Annotated in this window: 16 protein-coding genes and 1 pseudogene; 4 read left to right on the forward strand and 13 right to left on the reverse strand. The window is 67.9% G+C overall.

Going from position 1 to position 22048, the window contains the following annotated elements; all coding sequences use genetic code 11:
* Positions 1-13: 13 nt before the first annotated feature.
* Positions 14-349, reverse strand: a complete 336-nt coding sequence (locus MWN52_RS09395; protein ID WP_130518538.1) for a DUF3175 domain-containing protein — start codon at positions 347-349, stop codon at positions 14-16.
* A 238-nt stretch (positions 350-587) separates the two neighbouring features.
* Between MWN52_RS09395 and MWN52_RS09400 the strand changes: the two genes are divergently transcribed.
* Positions 588-5096 carry a DEAD/DEAH box helicase gene (locus tag MWN52_RS09400; RefSeq protein ID WP_286577578.1) on the forward strand — a complete coding sequence of 1503 codons (4509 nt, stop codon included), beginning with the start codon at positions 588-590 and terminating at the stop codon, positions 5094-5096.
* 65 nt (positions 5097-5161) lie between these two features.
* On the opposite strand, the gene MWN52_RS09405 is transcribed toward MWN52_RS09400, so the two are convergent.
* The 10 genes and pseudogenes from MWN52_RS09405 to MWN52_RS09450 form a co-directional block, all read right to left on the reverse strand.
* A complete protein-coding gene (locus MWN52_RS09405) occupies positions 5162-5611 on the reverse strand; it encodes a GNAT family N-acetyltransferase (protein WP_286577579.1) in 450 nt (149 codons plus the stop codon).
* A 223-nt stretch (positions 5612-5834) separates the two neighbouring features.
* Positions 5835-6401 carry a DUF6438 domain-containing protein gene (locus MWN52_RS09410; RefSeq protein WP_286577580.1) on the reverse strand — a complete coding sequence of 189 codons (567 nt, stop codon included), beginning with the start codon at positions 6399-6401 and terminating at the stop codon, positions 5835-5837.
* A 540-nt stretch (positions 6402-6941) separates the two neighbouring features.
* The gene (locus tag MWN52_RS09415) at positions 6942-7601 is read right to left on the reverse strand and encodes a DUF6928 family protein (protein ID WP_286577581.1); all 660 of its coding nucleotides are present in this window, start codon (positions 7599-7601) and stop codon (positions 6942-6944) included.
* 285 nt (positions 7602-7886) lie between these two features.
* Positions 7887-8246 (reverse strand): hypothetical protein, encoded by a 360-nt coding sequence (locus MWN52_RS09420; RefSeq protein WP_286577582.1) that lies wholly within the window; start codon positions 8244-8246, stop codon positions 7887-7889.
* 123 nt (positions 8247-8369) lie between these two features.
* A complete protein-coding gene (locus MWN52_RS09425) occupies positions 8370-8612 on the reverse strand; it encodes a hypothetical protein (RefSeq protein ID WP_286577583.1) in 243 nt (80 codons plus the stop codon).
* Positions 8613-8697: 85 nt separating this feature from the next.
* Positions 8698-8886, reverse strand: a pseudogene (locus tag MWN52_RS09430) (hypothetical protein); the annotation flags it as partial.
* A 213-nt stretch (positions 8887-9099) separates the two neighbouring features.
* On the reverse strand, positions 9100-9405 hold the full coding sequence (locus MWN52_RS09435) for a hypothetical protein (RefSeq protein ID WP_286577585.1): 306 nt from the start codon (positions 9403-9405) through the stop codon (positions 9100-9102).
* A gap of 173 nt (positions 9406-9578) precedes the next feature.
* Entirely contained in the window at positions 9579-10073 is a 495-nt protein-coding gene (locus MWN52_RS09440) for a YcxB family protein (RefSeq protein ID WP_286577586.1), read from the reverse strand.
* A gap of 196 nt (positions 10074-10269) precedes the next feature.
* On the reverse strand, positions 10270-13884 hold the full coding sequence (mfd, locus tag MWN52_RS09445) for a transcription-repair coupling factor (RefSeq protein ID WP_425608118.1): 3615 nt from the start codon (positions 13882-13884) through the stop codon (positions 10270-10272).
* A gap of 79 nt (positions 13885-13963) precedes the next feature.
* A complete protein-coding gene (locus MWN52_RS09450; RefSeq protein WP_286577588.1) occupies positions 13964-14545 on the reverse strand; it encodes a GNAT family N-acetyltransferase in 582 nt (193 codons plus the stop codon).
* Between the two features lie 750 nt (positions 14546-15295).
* On the opposite strand from MWN52_RS09450, the gene MWN52_RS09455 reads away from it, so the two are divergent.
* On the forward strand, positions 15296-17587 hold the full coding sequence (locus MWN52_RS09455) for a TonB-dependent receptor (protein ID WP_286577589.1): 2292 nt from the start codon (positions 15296-15298) through the stop codon (positions 17585-17587).
* Between the two features lie 3 nt (positions 17588-17590).
* Here MWN52_RS09455 and MWN52_RS09460 read toward each other — a convergent pair whose 3' ends face one another.
* Entirely contained in the window at positions 17591-18448 is an 858-nt protein-coding gene (locus tag MWN52_RS09460; RefSeq protein WP_286577590.1) for a 23S rRNA (adenine(2030)-N(6))-methyltransferase RlmJ, read from the reverse strand.
* A 35-nt stretch (positions 18449-18483) separates the two neighbouring features.
* On the opposite strand from MWN52_RS09460, the gene creB reads away from it, so the two are divergent.
* Together creB and creC are read left to right on the forward strand one after the other, a co-directional pair.
* Positions 18484-19167: a two-component system response regulator CreB gene (gene creB, locus MWN52_RS09465; protein ID WP_286577591.1), complete on the forward strand. Its 684-nt coding sequence runs from the start codon at positions 18484-18486 to the stop codon at positions 19165-19167.
* A gap of 3 nt (positions 19168-19170) precedes the next feature.
* Positions 19171-20610, forward strand: a complete 1440-nt coding sequence (creC, locus tag MWN52_RS09470; RefSeq protein ID WP_286577592.1) for a two-component system sensor histidine kinase CreC — start codon at positions 19171-19173, stop codon at positions 20608-20610.
* Positions 20611-20746: 136 nt separating this feature from the next.
* Here creC and MWN52_RS09475 read toward each other — a convergent pair whose 3' ends face one another.
* Positions 20747-21826, reverse strand: coding sequence for an SAM-dependent methyltransferase (locus MWN52_RS09475; protein ID WP_286577593.1), 1080 nt, complete (start codon positions 21824-21826; stop codon positions 20747-20749).
* Positions 21827-22048 lie beyond the last annotated feature (222 nt).

Consider the following 22048-nt stretch of genomic DNA (forward strand, 5'->3'; position numbering starts at 1 on the left):
GCGCCGCTTGGGATCAGGCGGCCGCCTTGCGCGGCTTGCCGTAGAGCGCCCGCAGTTCGTCCTTGGCGCGTTCCAGGATGTCCAGCCGCTGTCGGGGCAGGGTGCTGCCGGCGCGGTTGATGTAGAAGACCAGCATCGACATGGCCGAGCGGAAGGGCGGCGCCTTGCGCCGGGTGCTGGCTTCGGCCGCGCGCTTCAGCGCGTGGGCGATGTCCTTCGGGTCGTCCTGCTCGAAGACGCCGGGCTTGAGGTCCAGCGAATGGCTGGTTTCGGTGACGTGCTGTGACCAGCGTGGGTCCTGGTGATGCTCTTCTTCCTGGGATGGGTGGGCGTGTTTCAGCGTCATCATCGGTCTTGCTCCTGTTCGCGCTCAGTCGGGGGATGCCGGGGCGCAGCACGTAGGACGCTATCGATGAGGACCTAAAGAAAACGCGAACTGACTGTTGCAAAAGTCTTTGCGTTGCGTGGGGTTCCGAGGCATCGGTCCCATTTCGCGTTCTGCATCGCATCACAGGCCGGTATTCCGGGCGTGTTGACCGCGGCCCCGGACGTCCCCATCTTGGGTTCACGCTTTTGTGCGATCGCCCATGCCTGCCTTGTCCTTCCATCCCGCCGTCCAGCGCTGGTTCGCCGGAGCGTTTCCGTCGCCGACGGACGCCCAGGTCCAGGCGTGGCCGGCGATCCAGTCCGGCCAGCACACGCTGGTGGCCGCGCCGACCGGGTCGGGCAAGACGCTGACCGCCTTCCTGGCGGCGCTGGATGCGCTGGTGCGCGAGGGCGTGGCGGCCGGCGGCGCGCTGCCGGACGAGACCCGGGTGCTGTACGTCTCGCCGCTCAAGGCGCTGTCCAACGACATCCATCTGAACCTGGAAGCGCCGCTGGCCGGCATCCGCGCCGAACTGCGCGCGCTGGCGCTGCCCGATGTGGCCATCCGCACCGCCGTGCGCACCGGCGACACCCCGCAGCGCGAGCGCGCCGCAGCGCGCAAGCTGCCGCCGCATGTGCTGGTGACCACGCCCGAGTCGCTGTACGTGCTGCTGGGCAGCGAATCGGGCCGCGCCTCCCTGCGCCACGTGCGCACCGTCATCGTCGACGAGATCCACGCGGTCGCCGCCAGCAAGCGCGGCAGCCATCTGGCGCTGTCGCTGGAGCGCCTGGCCCACCTGTGCCAGACCCCGCCGGTGCGCGTGGGCCTGTCGGCCACGCAGAAGCCGATCGAAGAAGTCGCGCGCTTCCTGGTCGGCAGCCGCCATGTGCACGGCGACACGCCGGATTGCGCCATCGTCGATATCGGCTACACGCGCCAGCGCGATCTGGCGCTGGAGCTGCCGCCCACGCCGCTGTCGGTGGTGCTGTCCGGCGACCAGCTGCAGCAGATCCACGAGCGCATCGCCGCCCTGGTGCGGGAGCACCGCACCACGCTGGTGTTCGTCAACACCCGGCGCATGGCCGAGCGCGTGACCCGGCACCTGGGCGAGCTGCTGGGCAAGGATGCGGTGGCCGCGCACCACGGCAGCCTGGCGCGTGAGGCGCGGCTGCTGGCCGAACAGCGCCTCAAGGCCGGCCAGCTGCGGGTGCTGGTGGCCACCGCCTCGCTGGAGCTGGGCCTGGATATCGGCGATGTGGACCTGGTCTGCCAGATCGGCTCGCCACGCTCCATCGCCACCTTTCTGCAGCGCGCCGGGCGCTCCGGCCATGCGGTCAGGGGCACGCCCAAGGCGCGGCTGTTCCCGCAGTCGCGCGATGAGCTGGTCGAATGCGCCGCGCTGCTCGATGCCGTGCAGCGCGGCGAACTGGACGCGCTACATCTGCTCGAGGCGCCGCGCGACGTGCTGGCCCAGCAGATCGTGGCCGAGACCGCCACCCAGGACTGGGACGAGGACGCCTTGTTCGAGCTGGTGCGCGGCGCCTGGCCGTATGCGCGGCTGTCGCGGGAAGCATTCGACGCGGTGGTGCGCATGCTCTCCGAGGGCTTCGCCACCCGCAACGGCCAGCGCGCCGGCTACGTGCACCGCGATGCGGTCAACGGCCGCCTGCGCCAGCGCCGCGGCGCGCGCATGACGGCCCTGACCAGCGGCGGCACCATCCCCGAGACCGGCGACTACAGCGTGCTGCTGGAACCGCAGGCGCAGACCATCGGCACGGTCAACGAGGACTTCGCGGTCGAGAGCCTGGCCGGCGACGTGTTCCAGCTGGGCAACACCAGCTATCGCATCCTGCGCGTGGAGCCGGGCCGGGTGCGGGTGGAGGATGCGCGCGGCGCCGCGCCCAATATCCCGTTCTGGCTCGGCGAGGCGCCGGGCCGCACCGACGAACTCTCGCAGGCGGTCTCGCGCCTGCGCGCGGAGGTGGGCCAGGCGGCCGAGCAGGGCGGACGCGAGGCCGTGCTCGTGCTGCTGCGCACGCAGCTGCGGCTCGACGCCGAGGCCGCACGGCAGATCGCCGATTACCTGGTCGCCGCGGCGACCGCGCTGGGCGCGCTGCCGACCCAGCAGCAGCTGGTGATGGAGCGCTTCTTCGACGGCAGCGGCGGCACCCAACTGGTCATCCACAGCCCCTACGGCAGCCGGCTCAACCGCGCCTGGGGCCTGGCGCTGCGCAAGCGCTTCTGCCGCACCTTCAACTTCGAGCTGCAGGCCGCCGCGACCGAGGACGCCATCGTGCTGTCCCTGTCCACCAGCCACAGCTTCCCGCTGGAGGAGGTCTGGCATTACCTCAAGTCCGGCAGCGCGCTGGAGGTGCTGGTGCAGGCCTTGCTGGATGCGCCGCTGTTCGGCGTGCGCTGGCGCTGGAATGCGACCAACGCGCTGGCGCTGCCGCGCTTCACCGGCGGCCGCCGGACCGCGCCGCAGCTGCAGCGCATGAAGTCCGAGGATCTGCTGGCCACGGTCTTCCCCGACCAGGTCGCCTGCCTGGAGAACATCGTCGGCGAGCGCGAGGTTCCTGATCACCCGCTGGTCGCGCAGACGCTGGAGGATTGCCTGCACGAGGCGATGGACGCGCAAGGGTGGCTGGCGCTGCTGCGGCGCATGGAAAGCGGCCAGGTACGCCTGCTGGCGCGCGATCTGACCGGCCCCTCGCCGCTGGCGGCCGAGGCGCTCAACGCGCGGCCCTACGCCTTCCTCGACGACGCGCCGCTGGAGGAGCGCCGCACCCAGGCCGTGCAGTCGCGGCGCTACGGCGACCCGGAGACGGCCGACGATCTGGGCCGGCTCGATCCCGAGGCCATCGCCGCCGTGCGCGCCGAGGCCTGGCCGCAGGCGCGCGACGCCGACGAACTGCACGAGGCCTTGAGCGGCCTGGGCGTGCTGACGCCGGCGGAAATCCAGGCCAATGCCGGCTGGGCCGGCTGGCTGCAGCAGCTGACGCAGGCCGGCCGCGCCGCGTGGCTGGTCGATGCGCAGGGGGCGCCGGGGCTGTGGATCGCTGCCGAGCGCCTGGCCCAGTTCGGCCCGCTGTACGCCGGCGCCGTCCCCGAGCCGGCCATCGCCGCGCCGCGCGGCTACGAAGTGGAGGCCTGGCAGCCGGAGCCGGCCTTGCGCGAGCTGCTGCGCGCACGCCTGTCCGGATTCGGCCCGCTGCCGGCGGCCGTGATCGCGGCGGACCTGCAGTTGCCGCTGACCCAGGTGCAGGCCGGCCTGCTGGCCCTGCAGGCCGATGGCTTCGTCATCGCTGGCCGCTTCACGCCCGGCGCCGCGCAGGACGAGTGGTGCGAGCGCCACCTGCTGGCGCGCATCCACCGCTACACGCTGGGCCGGCTGCGGCGCGAGATCGAGCCGGTCCCGGCGCGCGACTACGCGCGCTTCCTGTTCCGCTGGCAGCATCTGGATGCCGAATCGCGCGTGGCCGGCCCCGAGGCCCTGGCCGGCGTCCTGGCGCAGCTGGAAGGCTACGAGGCGCAGGCCGCGGTCTGGGAGCACGAACTGCTCACGGCGCGGATGCGCGACTACACACCTTCGTGGCTGGACGAACTGTGCAGCGCCGGCCGCACCCTGTGGACGCGCCTGCGTCCGGCGCCTGGGGTGCTGTCGTCCGAGACCTCGTCCTCTGTCGGTTCGTCATCCCCGCGAAGGCGGGGATCCAGCGCCTTGCGCGCGAACGCGGGCAAGGCGCAAAGGCCGGCGACCGGCACCAGTCCGTCGCTACGCGCCACGCCGATCCTGCTGCTGCCGCGCCGCACCGCCGCCCACTGGACGCGGCTGGCGCCGCACGGCGAGGGCGAGGCCGCGCTGGGCTCGCGGGCGCAGCGGGTGGCCGACTATCTGGCGATGCATGGCGCCTCGTTCTTCGACGAGATCGCCGAGGGCACGCGGCTGCTGTCCACCGAACTGGAAGACGCCTTGTCCGAACTGGTCGCACGCGGCCGCGCCCACTGCGACAGCTTCGGCGGCCTGCGCGCGCTGCTGGTGCCGGCCTCCAAGCGCCCGTCCGCGTTGTCGCGCAAGCGCCGGCGCGTGCCGCTGTTCGGCATCCAGGACGCGGGCCGCTGGGCCCTGGTGCGCAGCGCGCCGGAGGCCGAGGCCGACGATGCGCAGGCCCGCGCCCTGCAGGCCGAGGCCCGCACGTCCTCGGTCGAACACATCGCCCGCGTGCTGCTGCAGCGCTATGGCGTGGTCGCCTGGCGCCTGCTCGAACGCGAGGCCGCCTGGCTGCCGCCCTGGCGCGAACTGTCCCGCGTCTACCAGCGCCTGGAAGCGCGCGGCGAGATCCGCGGCGGCCGCTTCATCGAAGGCCTGAGCGGCGAACAGTTCGCCCTGCCCGAAGCGATCGGCCTGCTGCGCGACACCCGCCGCCGCCCGCACGAGGGCGGCCTGCTGGCGCTCTCGGCCTGCGACCCCGCCAACCTGCTCGGCACCGTCCTGCCCGGCGAACGCATCCCGCGCGTGCCCGGCAACCGCGTGGTCTACCGCGACGGCGTGCCGATCGCGACCTGGGCCAGCGAGCGCTTCGAAGCGCTGGTCGAACTGGACGCCGATGTGCGCGCTGCGGCGCTGGCGCTGATGACCGGCACGGGTTCTGCGATTCAAAGCGGGAGATCTGGCGTAGCAGAAGGAGAGGTCGGATCGCTTCTCTCGCTGCTCAACAAGCGAACCTGACCTCGCCTGTAGCGCCCACATCCCCGGCCTGAAACCGAGCCGCGAGGCGGCGTTGGCTCGAGCGGCTATGCGGCGCTCGGACTGGCTTCATCCAGATGCAACAACGGGAATGGCAACCCTTGGGCATCCAAGGGGGAGCGGCCAGAGACGACAAACCCATTGGAGAGGTAAAACGCGACCGCGCGGGGATTCTGCTCGTTGACGTCTACCTTCAGCGCGCCTTTCAGTTTTCTCGCATGCTCAAGCATGACCTTTCCCCCACCCCGCCGAAAACTGGTAGGAGCAATGAACAATGCCTCCACCTTGTTGTCGTCCAACCCCATGAAGCCGATCGGCGATGACGTCTCGTCGCACAGGATCCAGACTTCAAGCCCCGGCAAGGCGTGATCGCGCACGAGGGGAAGCAGCGATTGGATGTCTTGCTCCGACAGGAAATCGTGCGACGCGCGCACCGATTGTTCCCAGATGCCAAGGAGCGATGGATGGTCTTCTGGCTGCGCTTTACGGATGTTCATTTTCGTAACGACTCTTGCGGATGGTGGCGCCCGCGCAGCAACGAAAGCCTTTATGAGAGGGAAGGTTGCGCGCATGAACCTGAAATCTTGCGGGCTACCAAGGCGCTGCAGCTTTATCGATAGTCACCAAGACGCTTCAGTTGAATCGGGACTTCCATCGAGCCAGCGAACGGCAGCGCCGTGCGGAACGGGAGCTGCTGACGGGTAGGGAGGCAGTGTCGCTTCAGGGCTGAGATGGAAGTGGCTCGGGTCTGGATTGTAGGTCGACATCGATCCAGTCGGCGATCCCCGTTCGGTCTTCGATGACTTTGATGAGGCGGCTTAGCTGCTCCGGCTTCTTCCCGCCTCTGCAACCGAAGTAGTACAACACGGTCTTGCGCACGGCGTGGTGTGTGACGGTCACTTCGGCAGCGGGCGCGTCTGACCAGACTTCCTTGCAACCCTCTTGCCGCGTGGTGTAGCGATCAGATAGAGAGAAATAGTTCATCTGATCAAGTGTTGCGAGAATGGCTTGAACGTCTGCCGCGGCAATGGTCTTTTGGCGTTCGCCAAGTGCGGGGACGGCACTGAGACCCGTGAAGCTCAGTTGACCATCCACACCGAGTTTGAGCTTGTAGCTTGGACATGTACCCCAGAAGCATTCGCCGCGATAGAGCTCGACGGCGGATACCGCGTCGTATGCGTTGTGATGTGTGCGGGCTGATGAGGTCGAACATCCAGTGAGAATGAGGAGTATCGCCCCGAAGACGCGATACCAGCGCTGGAGACCGTTGAGGGAACAGAGATTCAATTCATTTTCTCAACAGAATGGAGGGAGCCACGATCAGCACAGTGGGTGCACTGGGAAAAAGCCAAGCCAGTTTTGAATTTATGCTTCGGGCGACCGTTTCATTCGGCTGAGTTGGGCGGCCTGTACTACGCCGCGAAGTCGCATAAGCTGGGGCGAGTCACTAGAGCTGTTGGCGTGATTGATTGTAGCAAGCAATCGATTCTTCAGTGGAATATAGGCCGCCGTTCTTGGCAATGTCCTCGTCGGTTTGGGCGGCGCCACCGCCCTGGCAAACGTGGCTGCAACCGCCTCCAATATTCGGTAAGCCACCCTTTGCCTCGCATTGGATCTGACAGCGGTCTGATACGGCGCACCGCCTTGCTAGCGCACGTAACTCACAAGCCTTTTGTGCCGGGAGCTGGCTATGTTCGATCCAGGATACATCGCAGTCCTTCGCAACTGAATTGAGTTTGGTGCCGGGAGGCGCGCAACCTGAAAGGCATAGAAGTAACAAGATGCATACAAGATGGCCGATAATTCTCATGGTGATCAGCTCTCGGATCACCAAATCTTCCACCACGATTTATGTGGCTGTTTGCCTCGCCGGAATGCCAGTAGTGGAATCTCTTCGGGTTCTAGCGATGGAGCCCCGCTGCCCATGAAGCCTTCCAGCTGATATCCAAAGAACGCGACAAGCGCTGCCTCACCTAGCTCCAGTGGATGGAAGGGGAATGGATAGGTTTCGCCCGCTTCGATTTCGATCGGATCCAATGGCGTATGCTGGCCTGCCCAAAAAGGCAGCTCAAATTCGAACGGTTTGCCGATATTTTCTAGAATGCCGCTGTCTGGCGACAAGCTCAAGCTGCGTTGCAGTTGGCCATCTCGCCACTGCGCGAATGCGAGCCAGTCAACAACACTATGCATTGCATGAAGCGTCACCGTGCCTGGACCGATGAAGCGGCTTGGGAGGCGCGAGGGATGATCCAGTGCGCACTCTTTCGCCGCAATCACGCTGACACCGGCAAAGCAGCCGATCAACACTTCGTCATCGGGCGGGCAGGTAAAAGACAAGTCGCCTTCACCCGCCAGCGTCAGCGTCTCATCTGGGAACAGGCGCGACGCCAGTCGCTGCGTCGCCTCCCTGTCCAGCACGGGCGACGCGAGTAGCGCTAGTCGCGCGTCGTGCTCTGCCCACACCAGCATCCATGTCTTCGCGCCCATCGTGGCCTTCTTGGCTTCTCAAACTTCGGAGCGTAGCCGGGATTGCGCCAACAATGCATTGTCGGACGGTCAGCTCAGTTCCAGCGAGTCTCTGGCCATCATGGCGCCGGGGCCCGGCGGGGCTAATCTACCGCACTCCTCAGTCACTGCGCCGGTCACGATGCCTGCGCCAGCGCCGCCATAAATCCCTCGTTCGCACCATTCGTCCGCGTCGCGGACGCTGGAGATGCGCTTGTACAGGGCCAGGCGCGTGCACGTCCGAGTGGCAGGTGCGTGGTCGCGCACCTACATGAGCCAGTTGAAATCAGAATTTATGTGGGTTCCAGCCGTTTCAAGTGTGGCTCTTTCACCATGAACGATGAAGGTGAACGGCCCTACGCGAGGATCGCTGCCTTTGTAGTAAAGAACCAGTCTCTTGCCGCGTACGTCGAAAACTCTCACCAGAAAATCGTCGCGCAGAACGACGCCCTTCGAGTCTCCTGGCTTGTGGAAAGTGATGCTTGCTACAACTGGCTGATCGGTGTGTCCAATCTCAAGGTCCAACCAGTAGCCTTGACCCTCGAACGACAAGGATGAGGTCGCGCGCACCGTCGCGCAGATCGCCATAAGGGCAATGAAGAGGACTAAGTGTGCGAGCAACTTCATGCGAGCACCTGGGTCTAAGTTAAGTCACGCCGCAAAGCGACGTCAGGACGGAATGATCAGGTCCTGCCGACAGTACGAGAGGGCCGAGACTGGCATGCAGGCAGCTTCGGGGTCTCAAAAGGCTCAGCGCGCTCCCAGCGTGCCCGCGGTCCTGGCGCGTTCGGTGCGGCGTCGATCCAGGGCGTGAAACAGAACCAGCCCGATGGCTGCGTAACCCATGTCACGCACTGCCGCGCCAATGGCCGCGCCGACGCGGTAGCCCATGATGAATGCATCGTCGGCGAAGTGTGTGGCCGGTGCGCCGAGCGAATGGATCAAAAGGGCGGCCATAAATACCGCAAGCAGGATCAACGGTTCGCGCTTCATGATTCCAACTCCTTGGAAAGGACCCCGGCACGCCGCCGCGGCCCGACGACGCCAATCTACCTCAGTTCGCGGACTTGGTGCCGCGTCACCCCGCCGGCGCCAGCGCCGCCATCAGCCCCTTGGCCGCATTGAACCGATCGGCCGGCTCGGGCAGGGGGAGCTTGATCTTCAGCTTGTCCGGGCCGTCCATGGCGTAGATGCGGGGCTGCTTCTGGATCAGCTGGATGACGGTCATCGGGTCGACCTTGGGCTTGGCCTCAAAACGCAGGTTGCCGGCTGGGCGCGCGTGCCGACGATTCCATTGTCATGTGTTGCTTTCGATGCAGGGCTTATCACTCGAACGCTCTAATGAGGTGACCTGCCAAGTGTTGGCCGGCGGCTTGGCTGCGGCAAGAGGGAATGCCGAGCCGGTACAGAAGCCACATGCCTAAAGCCTGAGTTAAGCCGACTTGGCAGCATGGCGGACAAGTTCGGCTTCAATGAACTGTCAGGACGCGCCCGCGGTGGCAATGCCATTTTTGAGGGTAGCCCATGTGTCGAAGATGTTGCCAGAATTCTGGTTTGCCGCCGCGATCATTTGCTTGCCTGGTTTTGTGAGGGAATAGCGGTCGCCATTCTGCTCAATGAGGCCATGTGCGGCGAGGAAGTCGATAGCAAGATCAAGCTCGCTTTCAAGTTGCATAGCATGGTTGATAGCGTCGGCGGAATGGGAAATCTCTAGCCGCGTTACCGTACTCTTATCCAAGAACCAGATTGCTAAAAAAATCCAAGAAATGGTATCGACCTCTTTCATGTCTGTGCGGTCTAATGCTTGAATTAAGTCGCGACGCAAAGCGGCGTCGGCTTGAATGACTTGTTAGGCACCCACGTCATAACCAAGATCCGATAATCGAGCATCGAAGCGACGGCGACACCGCTTCACAATTGAAGCAGGGCGTCGAGAGGTGACGTCGCTTGGACAAGTTCTTAGATGGCTACATAAGGCACGCCGCCTGCCGTTGCGAGTTGTTGAACAACGGCCACAGAGTCGGTGTCCGGCAGCACCCGTAACGGGACACAGTGAGCGCAGGATTTGGCGAAGTAGAGGTACAGCATTCCGCCTTTAATTCGTACACGCAGGATGGCAGGCCAACGTTGCGTGAGTTCCGAGGTCCGGGTGGAAACATGCAGACCTTCGCTATCAAAACGATAGGTGTATGGGCCCTTGACCTGGTCCGCGCGCTGGGCCCGAAACGCGTTCCAGAGGAACATGCTCGGGACGAATGCAAAGCAGAAGACCTCGAAAATGTAGTCCCAAGCGGTGTTTTGGCTAGTGGACCGACTCATGAACCAGAGCAGCGCAAAGCCGCAGGCCGGAAAGAACAACAACCAAAGCATCGCTAACGGCGACCCCCACGACAAGTCCCAGATTGCGCGAAGCCGCTCGGAATACGTCAACCTGTAAGTTGCTTCTAACTGCATGTGAGGCTCCGTTGGCGCGTAACGCTTCCAGTCAGCCGGAGCGCGAATCGGCTCCGGCTTGACGGAACTTGAGTTCCGCTTTGGTGATGGCGATGGGCTCATTTACATGATTCCGGGTCGCCGAAGAAACGCTATCCCGGCGGGACATGAGGCCCCGACATCGCCAATCTACCGTAGCCTGACATCCGTGCGCTCGTCACCCCGCCGGCGCCAGCGCCGCCATCAATCCCTTGGCCGCATTGAACCGGTCGGCCGGCTCGGGCAGGGGGAGCTTGATCTTCAGCTTGTCCGGGCCGTCCATGGCGTAGATGCGGGGCTGCTTCTGGATCAGCTGGATGACGGTCATCGGGTCGACCTTGGGCTTGGCCTCGAACACGATGCGCCCCCCACTCTCGCCCAGTTCCAGCTTGCGGATGCCCAGCGCGTCGGCGCTGAGCTTGAGTTCGGCCGTGGCGAACAGGTGCTTGACCGGGTCGGGCAGCAGGCCGAAGCGGTCGATCATCTCGACCTGCAGTTCGCGCAGTTCGTCCACGTCGCGGGCGCTGGAGATGCGCTTGTACAGGGTCAGGCGCGTGTGCACGTCGGGCAGGTAGTCCTCGGGGATCAGGGCCGGCACGTGCAGGCCGATCTCGGCGCCGCGGGCCTCTTCGCCCACGTCCACGTCGGGCAGGTGGCCGCGGCGGATCGAGCGCACGGCGCGGTCCAGCAGCTCGGTGTACAGGCTGAAGCCGATCTCGGCCATCTGGCCGCTCTGGTCCTCGCCCAGCAGTTCGCCGGCGCCGCGGATCTCCAGGTCGTGGGTGGAGAGCATGAAGCCGGCGCCCAGTTCGTCCATCGAGGAGATCGCCTCCAGCCGGCGCCGCGCATCTTCGGTCAGCGCGCGCGTCTCCGGCGCCACCAGATACGCGTAGGAACGGTGGTGCGAGCGGCCGACGCGGCCGCGCAGCTGGTGCAGCTGGGCCAGGCCGAAGCGGTCGGCGCGGTTGATGATGATGGTGTTGGCGTTGGGGATGTCGATGCCCGACTCGATGATGGTCGAGCACAGCAGCACGTTGAAGCGCTGCTTCTGGAAGCCCAGCATCACCTGTTCCAACTCACGCTCGGGCATCTGGCCGTGGGCCACGCCGATGCGCGCCTCGGGCACCAGCGCCTGCAGGTCGCGCTGCATGCGGCCGATGCTCTCCACGTCGTTGTGCAGGAAGTACACCTGGCCGCCGCGGGCGAGCTCGCGCTGGAAGGCCTCGCGCAGCAGCGCCTCGTCCCACACGGTGACGAAGGTCTGCACCGCCATGCGGTTGGCCGGCGGGGTGGCGATGATCGACAGGTCGCGCAGGCCGGCCATGGCCATGTTGAGCGTGCGCGGGATCGGCGTGGCGGTCAGGGTGAGCAGGTGCACGTTGGCGCGCATGGCCTTGAGCGCCTCCTTCTGGCGCACGCCGAAGCGCTGCTCCTCATCGACGATCACCAGCCCCAGGTCCTTGAACTTGACGTCGGCCTGCAGCAGGCGATGGGTGCCGACGATCACGTCCAGCTGGCCCTCGGCCACCTTGGCCAGTTCGGCCTTGATCTCCTTGGTCGACTTGAAGCGCGAGAGCACCTCCACGCGCAGCGGCCAGTCGGCGAAGCGGTCGCGGAAGTTGCGGTAGTGCTGCTCGGCCAGCAACGTGGTCGGCACCAGCACGGCCACCTGCTTGCCGGCGCTGGCCGCGGCGAAGGCCGCGCGCACGGCGACCTCGGTCTTGCCGAAGCCCACGTCGCCGCAGACCACGCGGTCCATCGGCTGGCTGCTGGCCAGATCGCGCAGCACCGCCTCGATGGCCGCGTGCTGGTCCGGCGTCTCCTCGAAGGGGAAGGTCGCGGCGAAGGGCTCGTACATGGCCCGGTCCACGTCCAGCGCCAGGCCGGCGCGGGCCTGGCGGCGGGCCTGGATCTCCAGCAGTTCGGCGGCCACGTCCCGCACCTTCTCCGCGGCGCGGCGCTTGGCCTTGGTCCAGGCCTCGCCGCCGAGCGAATGCAGCGGCGCGGTCTCCACCGAGGCGCCGGAGTAGCGGCTGATCAGGTGCAGCTGGGCCACCGGCACGTACAGGCGGTCGCCCTTGGCGTACTCGATCTCCACGTATTCGGCCGGCATGCCGCCGGCCTCCAGCGTGACCAGGCCGCGGTAGCGGCCCACGCCGTGGTCCTCGTGCACGATCGGCGCGCCCTCGGACAGCTCGCCCAGGTCGCGGATGATCGCCTCGGGTTCCTTGCCGCTGCGGCGCCGGCGATGCGGCTGGTTGGCGCGCTCGGGGAACAGCTGGCGCTCGGTCAGCACCGCGATGCGCGGGGCCTCCAGGGCGAAGCCGTCTTCCAGCGGCGACACGGCGATGGCGAACTTCAGCGGCGCGGCCTCGCCGTCGCTGGCAGTGAGCCCCTCTCCCGTCGGGAGAGGGGTTGGGGTGAGGGTTCGGGGCGTGCGCGATGGTTCGGACCTGGCTGACTCCGTCGCACCCTCATCCGGCGCTCCGCGCCACCTTCTCCCGGAGGGAGAAGGATCGAGGAATGCCCTGAAGTCGGGGACCACTTCGGGCTTCAGCCCGGCCGACTGCATCACCTCCAGCAGCGCCTCGCGGCGGCCGGCCGAGTCGGCCGCCACCAGCACGCCGCCGGGGTAGCCTTCGATGAACTGGCGCAGCGCGTGACCGGCGGGCGCGTCGCGCGGGGCCAGGGGCAGCGGCGGCAGTGTGACGTCGCCCAGCGGGGTGGCGTCCTCGACGCGCGGATGCGTCGGGCCGCACAGCTCCACGCGCGGACGCTGGTTGAGCAGCTCGCGCAGCGGGTTGGGGGCCAGGTACAGCTCCTCGGGCGGCAGCACCGGGTGCTCGACATCGTGCCGGCGCTGTTCGTAGCGCGACTGCGCCTGCAGCCAGAACGCGTCGGCATTGGCCAGCGCGGCATCGGCCAGCACCGGCAGCGCCTTGTCGCCCACGTAGTCGAACAGGGTAGCGGTCTGCTCGTAGAACAGCGGCAGGTAGTACTCGATGCCGGCCGGCGCCAGACCGGACTTGAGGTCCTGGTAGAGGCTGCTGCGACGCGTGTCCACGTCGAAGCGCTCGCGCAGCGCGTTCATCGCCTTCTCCACGCTGCGCGGGTCCAGCGGCACCTCGCGCCCGGGCAGGATGCGGATCGCCTCGGTCTTCTCCAGCGAGCGCTGGGTCTCCGGGTCGAAGGCGCGGATGGTGTCGATGCTCTCGTCGAACAGCTCGATGCGCAGCGGCGCCTTGGCGCCCATCGGATAGACGTCCAGCAGGCCGCCGCGCACGGCGAAGTCGCCCGGGTCCTGCACCTGCGGCACGTTGCGGTAGCTGGCCGCTTCCAGCCGGCGCTTCTCGGTGTCGAAGTCCAGCTTCTCGCCGACCCTGTAGTCGAAGCTGCTGCCGGACATGCGCGCCACCGGCGCCAGGCGCTGCATCAGGGTCTGCACCGGCACCACCACGATGCCGCGCGCCAGGGTGGGCAGGCGGTTCAGCGCGGCCAGGCGCTGGGAGACGATGTCCGGATGCGGGCTGAAGCGGTCGTAGGGCAGGGTTTCCCAGTCCGGGAACGGCAGCACCGGCAGTGCGGCGTCGGGGCCGAGCAGGGTGTGCAGGTCCGATTCGATCTGGTGCGCGGCGTGGTTGTCCGCGGCGATGGCCAGCAGCGGGCCCTCGTGGGCGCGCGCGGCCTGGATCAGGTACCAGGCCAGAGCGGTCGGGGAGGCGGGGGCGCGCCACCAGGCGCGCGCGTGGCCGGCGCGAGGCAGCGGCGGGGAGGGGACGGGCTTGCTCATCAGCCCACCATTTTAACGTGGCGGGCAAGCCCGGCCGCGTGAGGCGGCCGGTACGCCGGGGGCGCCCGGCGGGCGAGGCGCTTCAGACCGGGCTGGTGGTCTCGGCGGGCAGACGACCGTCGGCGGTGTCCAGGTCCAGCACCACCCGCACCAGCCCCTGGGCCGGGCGCTCGGGCAGGACGCGGAAGCCGAGCGAGCGCACCAGCTGCAGCATGGGCTGGTTGTCGTGCTGCACATCGCCGAGCAGCTGCCGCAGATTGCGGCCGCGCGCCCATTTGACCAGCCTGCGCATCAAGTGGCGGCCCACGCCCTGGCCGGCGATGAAGCGGCTGACCAGCACGGCGTACTCGGCCTGCTGGCCGTCGGGCAGCACCCGGGCCCTGGCCACGGCGCCGACCAGCGCCTCGCCGGGAGGCAAGGGCTCGGCCGCCACCAGGGCGAATTCGGTTCTTGGGTCCGGGCTGCACAGGCGCGCGGCCTGGTCCGCCGGAAGTTCGGCCATGGTCGTGAGAAAGCGCTGGCGGATCTCGATCGGTTCCAGCAGCTCGAATGCACCACGGATCGGCGCCGCATCCTCTTGCCGGATGGGGCGGATCAGCAGTTCCCGGCCGTCACGCAACCGGAAGTTCTCATGCCACGGCGGCAGTCGCTTTTGCCCGCTCATAGAACCGATGCTGGCACGGGCCGGGTGAAGTCCGGATTGACATGGGTGATGACGGCGCGGACAGGGTAGGGCGCATGGAGAGCGGGGGTTGTGCGTCTCGGTGACATGGCTTGGACACGGGGTGGTCGCCTGGCTGAAACCCGAGTGCGGGTTGGATCCAGGGCCTTGCGCTGTTCGCGCGAACGTCCATGGGTTCCCGCGTTCGCGGGAACGACGAGGGTTGGGTTCGAAGCTCGACGACCGGGGTGAGCTTCCGAGCTTGATGGCCTTAACCAGGCTAGCTTGATGACCGTTGCGCGACGCGACCGGCGCTAACACGGCGTAGACGCGGGTTAGCCGCTGCCGTCATCTGCAGCGGCCACGACAACGACGGCAGTGACAACTCCGACCGTCATTCCCGCGAACGCGGGAATCCAGCGTCTTGCGCTTTGCCGCGTGAAAGTCCCTGGATTCCCGCGTTCGCGGGAATAACGAAGGTTGGGATCAAAGGTCTCGGGTGAGCGCTGTCGGACGCCCTGCTTGCAGGTCGCTGTCAGACCCCCGGCTTGGTCAGATGCCTCTGTTCGTCATTCCCGCGAACGCGGGAATCCATGGACGTCCAGGCGTCGCGTCAACCGGGTTCACCATCGCCGCGCGTCGCTGGACCTGCCGCACCGACATGTCACCCACACCGGGCTGTCATCTGCCCGTCGTATTGCTGCAGCGCAGCGCCGATATCGTCGCTGGCCCTTGCATCTGCCCCATCTCCCCATGACATCACGCCTCGCGCTCGCCTCGCGGCTGCCGGTGGTCCTGACCGTGCTGGCCGCGCCGCTGCACGCCCAGACCACCGACGCCGCCGCCGCCACCGATCCTTCCAAGCCCGCCGAGCTGTCGCAGATCGTGGTGTACGGCGACGGCGCCGTGCGCGCCGAGCAGACGGTCTCGGCCCAGGCCATCGACCTGCTGGCACCGGGCAGCTCGCCGCTGAAGGCCATCGCCCGGCTGCCGGGCGTGGCGCTGCAGTCCTCCGATCCGTTCGGCACCTACGAGCTGGGCACACGCCTGTCGGTGCGCGGCTTCAACCAGAGCCAGATGGGTTACACCCTGGACGGCGTGCCGCTGGGCGACATGTTCTACAACACCTGGAACGGCCTGCACATCAGCCGCGCCATCGCCGCCGAGAACATCGACCGGGTGGTGTTCGCCCAGGGCGCCGGCGGGCTGGGCGTGGCCTCGACCAGCAACCTGGGCGGCAGCCTGCAGTTCTATTCGCGGCCGCTGGAGGACAAGGCCGGCGGCGAGGTGGCCGCGACCTATGGCAGCGACGCGACCACGCACGTCTTCGCCCGCGCCGAGACCGGCCAGCTGTCCACCGGCACCCGCCTGTCCATCTCCGGCGTGTACCACGACGCGGACAAGTGGAAGGGCAGCGGCACCCAGCCCGACCGCAAGCTCAACACCAAGTGGGAGCAGGAGATCGGCCGCGCCACGCTGACCACCTGGGTCAACTACTCGCTGCACCGCGAGCGCAACTACGCCGACCTCTCGCCGGCCACGCTGCGCACCATCGGCTACGACCTGGACTTTCTGGCGCCGGACTACGCCACGGCCATCCTGCTCTCGCAGGTCGATGCCAACCGCAAGGCCGCCGCGGCGCGCAAGCCGCTGCCGTTCCCGTCGGCCGGCACCCAGTTCCCGGCGCCGTACAAGACCGTCAACGACACCTACTATGACAGCGGCGGCATCCGCCGCGACTGGCTGGGCGCCAGCACGCTGGAAGTGCCGGTGGGCGACTGGCTCAGCCTGAAGGGCACCTACTACCGCCACACCGACAAGGGCTCGGGCGGGATCTATACGCCGGCAGTATTCAGCCCCGACGGCTTCCCGCTGTCGGTGCGCACCACCGAATACGGCGTGGACCGCGATGGCGCGCTGCTGGAGGCCACCGCCACGCTGGGCGCGCACAGCCTGCAGGCGACCTACTGGTACGAGGACAACCGCGGTTCGACCGATCGCAACTACTACGCGGCCAGTCTGAGTAACCGCCCGGACGTGACCGACTTCCTGTCCAACCCGTTCCGCAGCGACTTCCTCACCGACCTCACCACCATCACCAACCAGGTCTCGCTGAGCGATCGCTGGTCGGTCAACGATCGGCTGACCATCGACGCCGGCTTCAAGGGCGCCAAGGTGCGCAACGGCATCGTCACCCGGGCCGGCACGCCGTTCATCAACGGCCATATCGAGGCCAAGGACTGGTTCCAGCCGCAGGTGGGCGCGGCCTGGCGCGTGGGCGGCAGCGAGTTCTTCGCCAACTACGCCGAGAACATGCGCGCCTTCCAGAGCTCGTTCCGCGGGCCGTTCGGCACCACGCAGGCCGGGTTCGAGGCGATCCGCGGCACGCTCAAGCCGGAGACCTCGCGCACGGTGGAAGGCGGCTGGCGCTTCGATGCGGACGCGCTGCGCGGCTCGCTGACGCTGTACCACGTCAAGTTCGAGAACCGCCTGCTGGCGGCCTTCAGCTCGGCCAACATCCTGGGCAATCCCAGCGTGCTGCAGAACGTGGGCAGCGTGACCAGCCAGGGCGTGGAGGCCGGCCTGACCTGGCGCATCGATCCGGTGCTGTCGCTGATCGGCTCCTATTCCTACAACGACAGCCAGTACGACGACGACACCGTCAACGGCACCACCACGGTGCCCACGCGCGGCGTGCGGCCGGTCGATACGCCCGAGCAGCTGGCCAAGCTGGAGCTCAACTACGACGACGGCACGCTGTTCGGCAACCTGTCCGGCGCCTACACCTCCAAGCGCAACGTGACCTACACCGGCGATGTCACCACGCCGGGCTACACCCTGGTCGATGCGACGCTGGGCTACCGCCTCGCAGGCGGGATCTGGGACAACAGCGAGATCCAGCTCAACGCCACCAACCTGCTGGACGAGCGCTACATCGCCGCGCTGGGCTCGGGGCAGTTCTTCAACACCGCCGCCTCGCTCAACAACACCATGCAGGCCGGCGCGCCGCGGCAGGTGTTCGTGACCCTGCGCAAGAAGTTCTAGGCTTCAGTCCGGCTGCCGCAGCCATTCCAGCAGGGTGGTCGCGCCGGCCTCGCCCAGGGCCTGCTGCAGCTGCGGCAGGGCCGGGGCGATAGCCTGCTCGAACTGCCAGGGGGCGTTGATCATCAGCATGCCGCTGCCGGCCAGGCGCAGCGGCGAATCGTCGGCGCGCACCTGCAACTCGGCCAGCCAGACCGAACGCGCTGGCAGCGCCGCGGCCTTGCGCAGGAAGGGCTGCAGCGTGCGCCGCTGCTTGATCGGGTACCAGACCGCGAAACTGGCGCCGGGCCAGCGGGTCAGGCCCTCGCGCACGGCGGCGATGATCTGCGGGTACTCGGCGTCCTGCGCCTCGTAGGGCGGGTCGATCAGCACCAGGCCGCGGCCGTACTTGACCTGGCCGATGCGCGGCGGCAGCAGGGCCTTGATCGCGCCGTAGCCGTCGCGCGCATGCACCGCCACGCGCGCGTCGCGGTGGAACAGCTCGCGCAGGGCCTGGGCCTCCTCGGGCTGCAGTTCGCAGGCGGCCAGGCGGTCGCCCTCGCGCAGGTGCTGGGCCACCAGCAGCGGCGAGCCGGGGTAGGCCACCAGCGCGCCGACCGGGTTGTGCGCCTGGACCGCGCGCAGATAGGCCTCGATGCTGGGGTGCAGCTGCGGCTGGCCGAACAGCTTGAACACCCCGTGCTCGGCCTCGGAGGTCTTGCGCGCCTCCGGCGAGGCCAGCAGGTAGTGGCCGCGTCCGGCGTGGGTGTCGAGCACGAAGTAGGGGCTGTCCTTGCGGTTCAGCGCCTCCAGCAGGTTGACCAGCACCATGTGCTTGAGCACGTCGGCATGGTTGCCGGCGTGGAAGGCGTGTCGATAGTTCATGCGCGCAAGGATAGAGCGCGCGGCAGGGCGCGGCTATGCTGCGCGGCATGCCCAAGGTCCTGGTCGTGGAAGACGAGCCCGCCATCGCCGACGCGGTGCTCTATGCGCTGCGCAGCGAAGGCCTGCAGGCCGAGCACGTGGCGCTGGCGCGCGAGGTGGCGCCGCGCGTGCGCGGCGGCGGTATCGACGTGGTGGTGCTGGACGTGGGCCTGCCCGACGGCAGCGGCTTCGAGGTGTGCCGGCAGCTGCGCGCCTTCAGCCAGGTGCCAGTGCTGTTCCTGACCGCGCGCAACGACGAGATCGACCGCGTGCTCGGCCTGGAGCTGGGCGCGGACGACTACGTTGCCAAGCCGTTCTCCCCGCGCGAGCTGGTCGCGCGCGTGCGCGCCCGCCTGCGCCGGCCGGCCAGCGCGGCGCCGGCCGAGCGCGCGCAGGGCGCGTTCAGCATCGACGACGAGGGCCATCGCATCCGCTTCCGCGACCAGCCGCTGGACCTGACCCGCTACGAATACGCGCTGCTGGCCGCGCTGCTGCAGCGTCCCGGCGCGATCCTCAGCCGCGCCCAGCTGATGGACCGCGGCTGGGACCGCGATGCCGACAGCGCCGATCGCACCGTGGACACGCATATCAAGACCCTGCGCGCCAAGCTGCGCGCGGCCGGCGCGCAGCCCGACCCGGTGCGCACGCATCGCGGGCTGGGCTATTCGCTGGAGCTGTAGCCGATGAAGCTGGGCCTGCGGCTGTTCCTCGGCTTCTTCCTGATCACCGGCCTGGCGGCGTTCTTCGTCATGCGCGTGTTCGTGGCCGAGGTCAAGCCGGGCGTGCGCCAGGCGATGGAGTCCACGCTGGTGGACACGGCCAACGTGCTGGCGGTGATGGCCGCCGACGACCTGGCCGCCGGGCGCATTGGTACGGGGCGGTTCGCGCGCGAGATGGACACCGCCTTCCAGCGCGAGGTCGATGCGCACATCTGGCAGATCCCGAAGAAGCGCATCGACTACCGGGTCAGCATCACCGATGCGCGCGGGCTGGTGGTGTTCGACTCGCGCGGGCAGGACCTGGGCCGCGACAACTCGCGCTGGAACGATGTCTACCGCACGCTGCGCGGCCAGTACGGCGCGCGCTCCAGCCCCGAGACGCCGGGCGATCAGGTGAATACGGTGATGCACGTGGCCGCGCCGATCTATGCGCCGGGCGATGCGTCGCGGCGGCTGATCGGCGTGCTCACGCTGTCCCAGCCCAACCGCACCTTCGAGCCGTTCATCGCCGCCAGCCAGCGCAGCATCCTGCGCCGCGGCGGCTGGCTGGTGGGCCTGTCGGTGCTGATCGGCGTGCTGATGACCTGGTGGCTGGCGCGCGGCATCGGCCGGCTCAACCGCTATGCGCAAGCGGTCAGCGCCGGCCTGCCGGTGCCGCCGCCCAAGCCACGGCGCGACGAGATCGGCGACTTGGGCCAGGCGCTGGAAACCATGCGCCGCAAGCTGGAGGGCAAGGACTACGTCGAGCAGTACGTGCAGTCGCTGACCCACGAGATGAAGAGCCCGCTGGCCGGCATCCGTGGCGCGGCCGAGCTGCTGCAGGAGCCGCTGCCGGAGGCCGAGCGCCAGCGCTTCGCGCGCAATATCCTGGACCAGCAGCAGCGCCTGACCGAGACCATCGACAAGCTGCTGGCGCTGGCCGAGGTCGAACAGCATGGCTGGCTGCAGACGCGGGCGCCGGTGGCGGTGACAGAGCTGTTCGCGCAGGTGGCCGCGGCCATGGCGCCGCGCCTCCAGGCCGCGGAGGTGGCGCTGGAGGTGCAGGCCGAGGCGGGGCTGGTGGTGCAGGGCGATGCCTTTCTGCTGCGCCAGGCGCTGGCCAATCTGCTGGACAACGCGCTGGCGTTCTCGCCGCGGGGTGGGCGCATCGTCCTGTCGGCAGGTTCCGCCGAGGGCATGGTGGTGCTGCGGGTGCGCGATGCCGGGCCGGGCGTGCCGGACTATGCGTTGGCGCGGGTGTTCGAGCGGTTCTATTCGCTGCCCGCGCCGGCCAGCGGGCGCCGCGGCACCGGGCTGGGGCTGCCGTTCGTGCGCGAGGTGGTGCGGCTGCACGGGGGGCGGGTGGCGCTGTGCAACGGCGAGGAGGGCGGGGCGGTGGCGACGGTGGAGTTGCCCGGGGCTTGATTGAGCGTCGAAGCGCTGCGGCTGAGGGGTCTTTGCGAAGAGCACCCCCTCCCGGCCTCCCCCTTGCGCTTCGCGCAAAGGGGAGGGGCAGGTCGCCTGCGCTGGTCGCGCGAAGGGGAGGGGCGAAGCGCTCGGGTCAGGCGGGCTTGCGGAAGCGGTAGTGGCCGACCATCCACTCGCTGCCGCCGGCGTAGCCGAACAGCTCGGCGCAGGCCATCCAGAACATGCGCCAGCGCTGGTACCAGCGGGCCGCCTCGGCCACGCCGTAGGTCTGGCGCATCAGGCCCATGATCTGGTCGCGGTGCGCGTCCTGGTTGGCCAGCCAGGCGTTGGCGGTCTTCTCGTAATGGGTGCCGGGCAGCAGCCAGCGCTCTTCCAGGGTCAGCGCATCCTGGAACTGCAGCAGCGTGTCGGCCGCCGGCATCAGCCCGCCGGTGAAGAAGTGCCGGCCCATCCAGTTGTCCTCGCCCTCGGTCTGGAACAGGTAGGCCAGCTCGCGATGGCAGAAGATGTGCACGAACAGCTTGCCGCCCGGCTTGAGCCAGCCGGCCACGCGCCCCATCAGCGTCTGGTAGTTGCGCATGTGCTCGAACATCTCGATCGACACGACGCGGTCGAACATGCCCTGCGGCAGCTGCAGCGTGTTGACGTCGCAGGTGATGACCTCGACGTTGAAGATCGCCCGCTCGCGGCAGCGCGCCTCGATGAACTCCTTCTGCGGGCGCGAGTTGGACACCGCGGTGATCATGGTCTTCGGATAGCGCTCGGCCATCCACAGCGTCAGCGACCCCCAGCCGCAGCCGAGCTCCAGGATGCGGCTGGCGTTGGCCAGGTCGGCGCGCTCGCCGTACAGGCGCAGCATCTTCTCCTCGGCCTGGGTCAGCTCGGTGGTGTGTTCGTCCCACAGGCAGCTGCTGTACTTCAGGTGCTTGCCCAGGCACAGGCGGAAGAACTCCGGCGGGAGTTCGTAGTGCTGACGGTTGGCGGCCTGGGTCTCCACCGCGATGGCGTCCAGGCGCAGCGCGTCGAGCAGCGCCTTCTGACGCTGGCGCACGGCCTCGGGGCCGCCGCGACGCTCTTCCTTCAGGCGCTGCGCGCACTGGCGACGGATGCCCAGGCGCAGCAGCGGATCGGGCAGGCGGCCGGATTCGGCCAGGCGCGTGGCGAGGCTTTCGCGCGAGGCATCGTGTTCGGGCAGGGGGCGGGCGGCGGACATCGGCAACTCCAGGGGGATTCAATGCGTGTGATGGGATCTGTAGCGAATGCGAGGCGCTAGGAAGTTCGGGTAGTACGTCATGGGCCGTGCTTAAAGGGCCGAGCGCTCAGTCGCCAAGACCCCTCTACCGTCATTCCCGCGCACGCGGGAATCCATGGACTTTCTGCCGAGAAAGCAAAGGCGCTGGGTTCCCGCTTTCGCAGGAACGACGAGGTGTGGTTG

The sequence above is a fragment of the Pseudoxanthomonas winnipegensis genome (assembly GCF_030322905.1).
In the GTDB taxonomy this organism is placed as follows: domain Bacteria; phylum Pseudomonadota; class Gammaproteobacteria; order Xanthomonadales; family Xanthomonadaceae; genus Pseudoxanthomonas_A; species Pseudoxanthomonas_A winnipegensis.

What these genes read in the sequence shown, in the direction of transcription:
- MWN52_RS09395 (WP_130518538.1), bottom strand. Translation starts at nt 349, where the DNA reads ATGATGACGCTGAAACACGCCCACCCATCCCAGGAAGAAGAGCATCAC.
- MWN52_RS09400 (WP_286577578.1), top strand. Translation starts at nt 588, where the DNA reads ATGCCTGCCTTGTCCTTCCATCCCGCCGTCCAGCGCTGGTTCGCCGGA.
- MWN52_RS09405 (WP_286577579.1), bottom strand. Translation starts at nt 5,611, where the DNA reads ATGAACATCCGTAAAGCGCAGCCAGAAGACCATCCATCGCTCCTTGGC.
- MWN52_RS09415 (WP_286577581.1), bottom strand. Translation starts at nt 7,601, where the DNA reads ATGGGCGCGAAGACATGGATGCTGGTGTGGGCAGAGCACGACGCGCGA.
- MWN52_RS09420 (WP_286577582.1), bottom strand. Translation starts at nt 8,246, where the DNA reads ATGAAGTTGCTCGCACACTTAGTCCTCTTCATTGCCCTTATGGCGATC.
- MWN52_RS09425 (WP_286577583.1), bottom strand. Translation starts at nt 8,612, where the DNA reads ATGAAGCGCGAACCGTTGATCCTGCTTGCGGTATTTATGGCCGCCCTT.
- MWN52_RS09435 (WP_286577585.1), bottom strand. Translation starts at nt 9,405, where the DNA reads ATGAAAGAGGTCGATACCATTTCTTGGATTTTTTTAGCAATCTGGTTC.
- MWN52_RS09440 (WP_286577586.1), bottom strand. Translation starts at nt 10,073, where the DNA reads ATGCAGTTAGAAGCAACTTACAGGTTGACGTATTCCGAGCGGCTTCGC.
- MWN52_RS09450 (WP_286577588.1), bottom strand. Translation starts at nt 14,545, where the DNA reads ATGAGCGGGCAAAAGCGACTGCCGCCGTGGCATGAGAACTTCCGGTTG.
- MWN52_RS09455 (WP_286577589.1), top strand. Translation starts at nt 15,296, where the DNA reads ATGACATCACGCCTCGCGCTCGCCTCGCGGCTGCCGGTGGTCCTGACC.
- MWN52_RS09460 (WP_286577590.1), bottom strand. Translation starts at nt 18,448, where the DNA reads ATGAACTATCGACACGCCTTCCACGCCGGCAACCATGCCGACGTGCTC.
- creB (WP_286577591.1), top strand. Translation starts at nt 18,484, where the DNA reads ATGCTGCGCGGCATGCCCAAGGTCCTGGTCGTGGAAGACGAGCCCGCC.
- creC (WP_286577592.1), top strand. Translation starts at nt 19,171, where the DNA reads ATGAAGCTGGGCCTGCGGCTGTTCCTCGGCTTCTTCCTGATCACCGGC.
- MWN52_RS09475 (WP_286577593.1), bottom strand. Translation starts at nt 21,826, where the DNA reads ATGTCCGCCGCCCGCCCCCTGCCCGAACACGATGCCTCGCGCGAAAGC.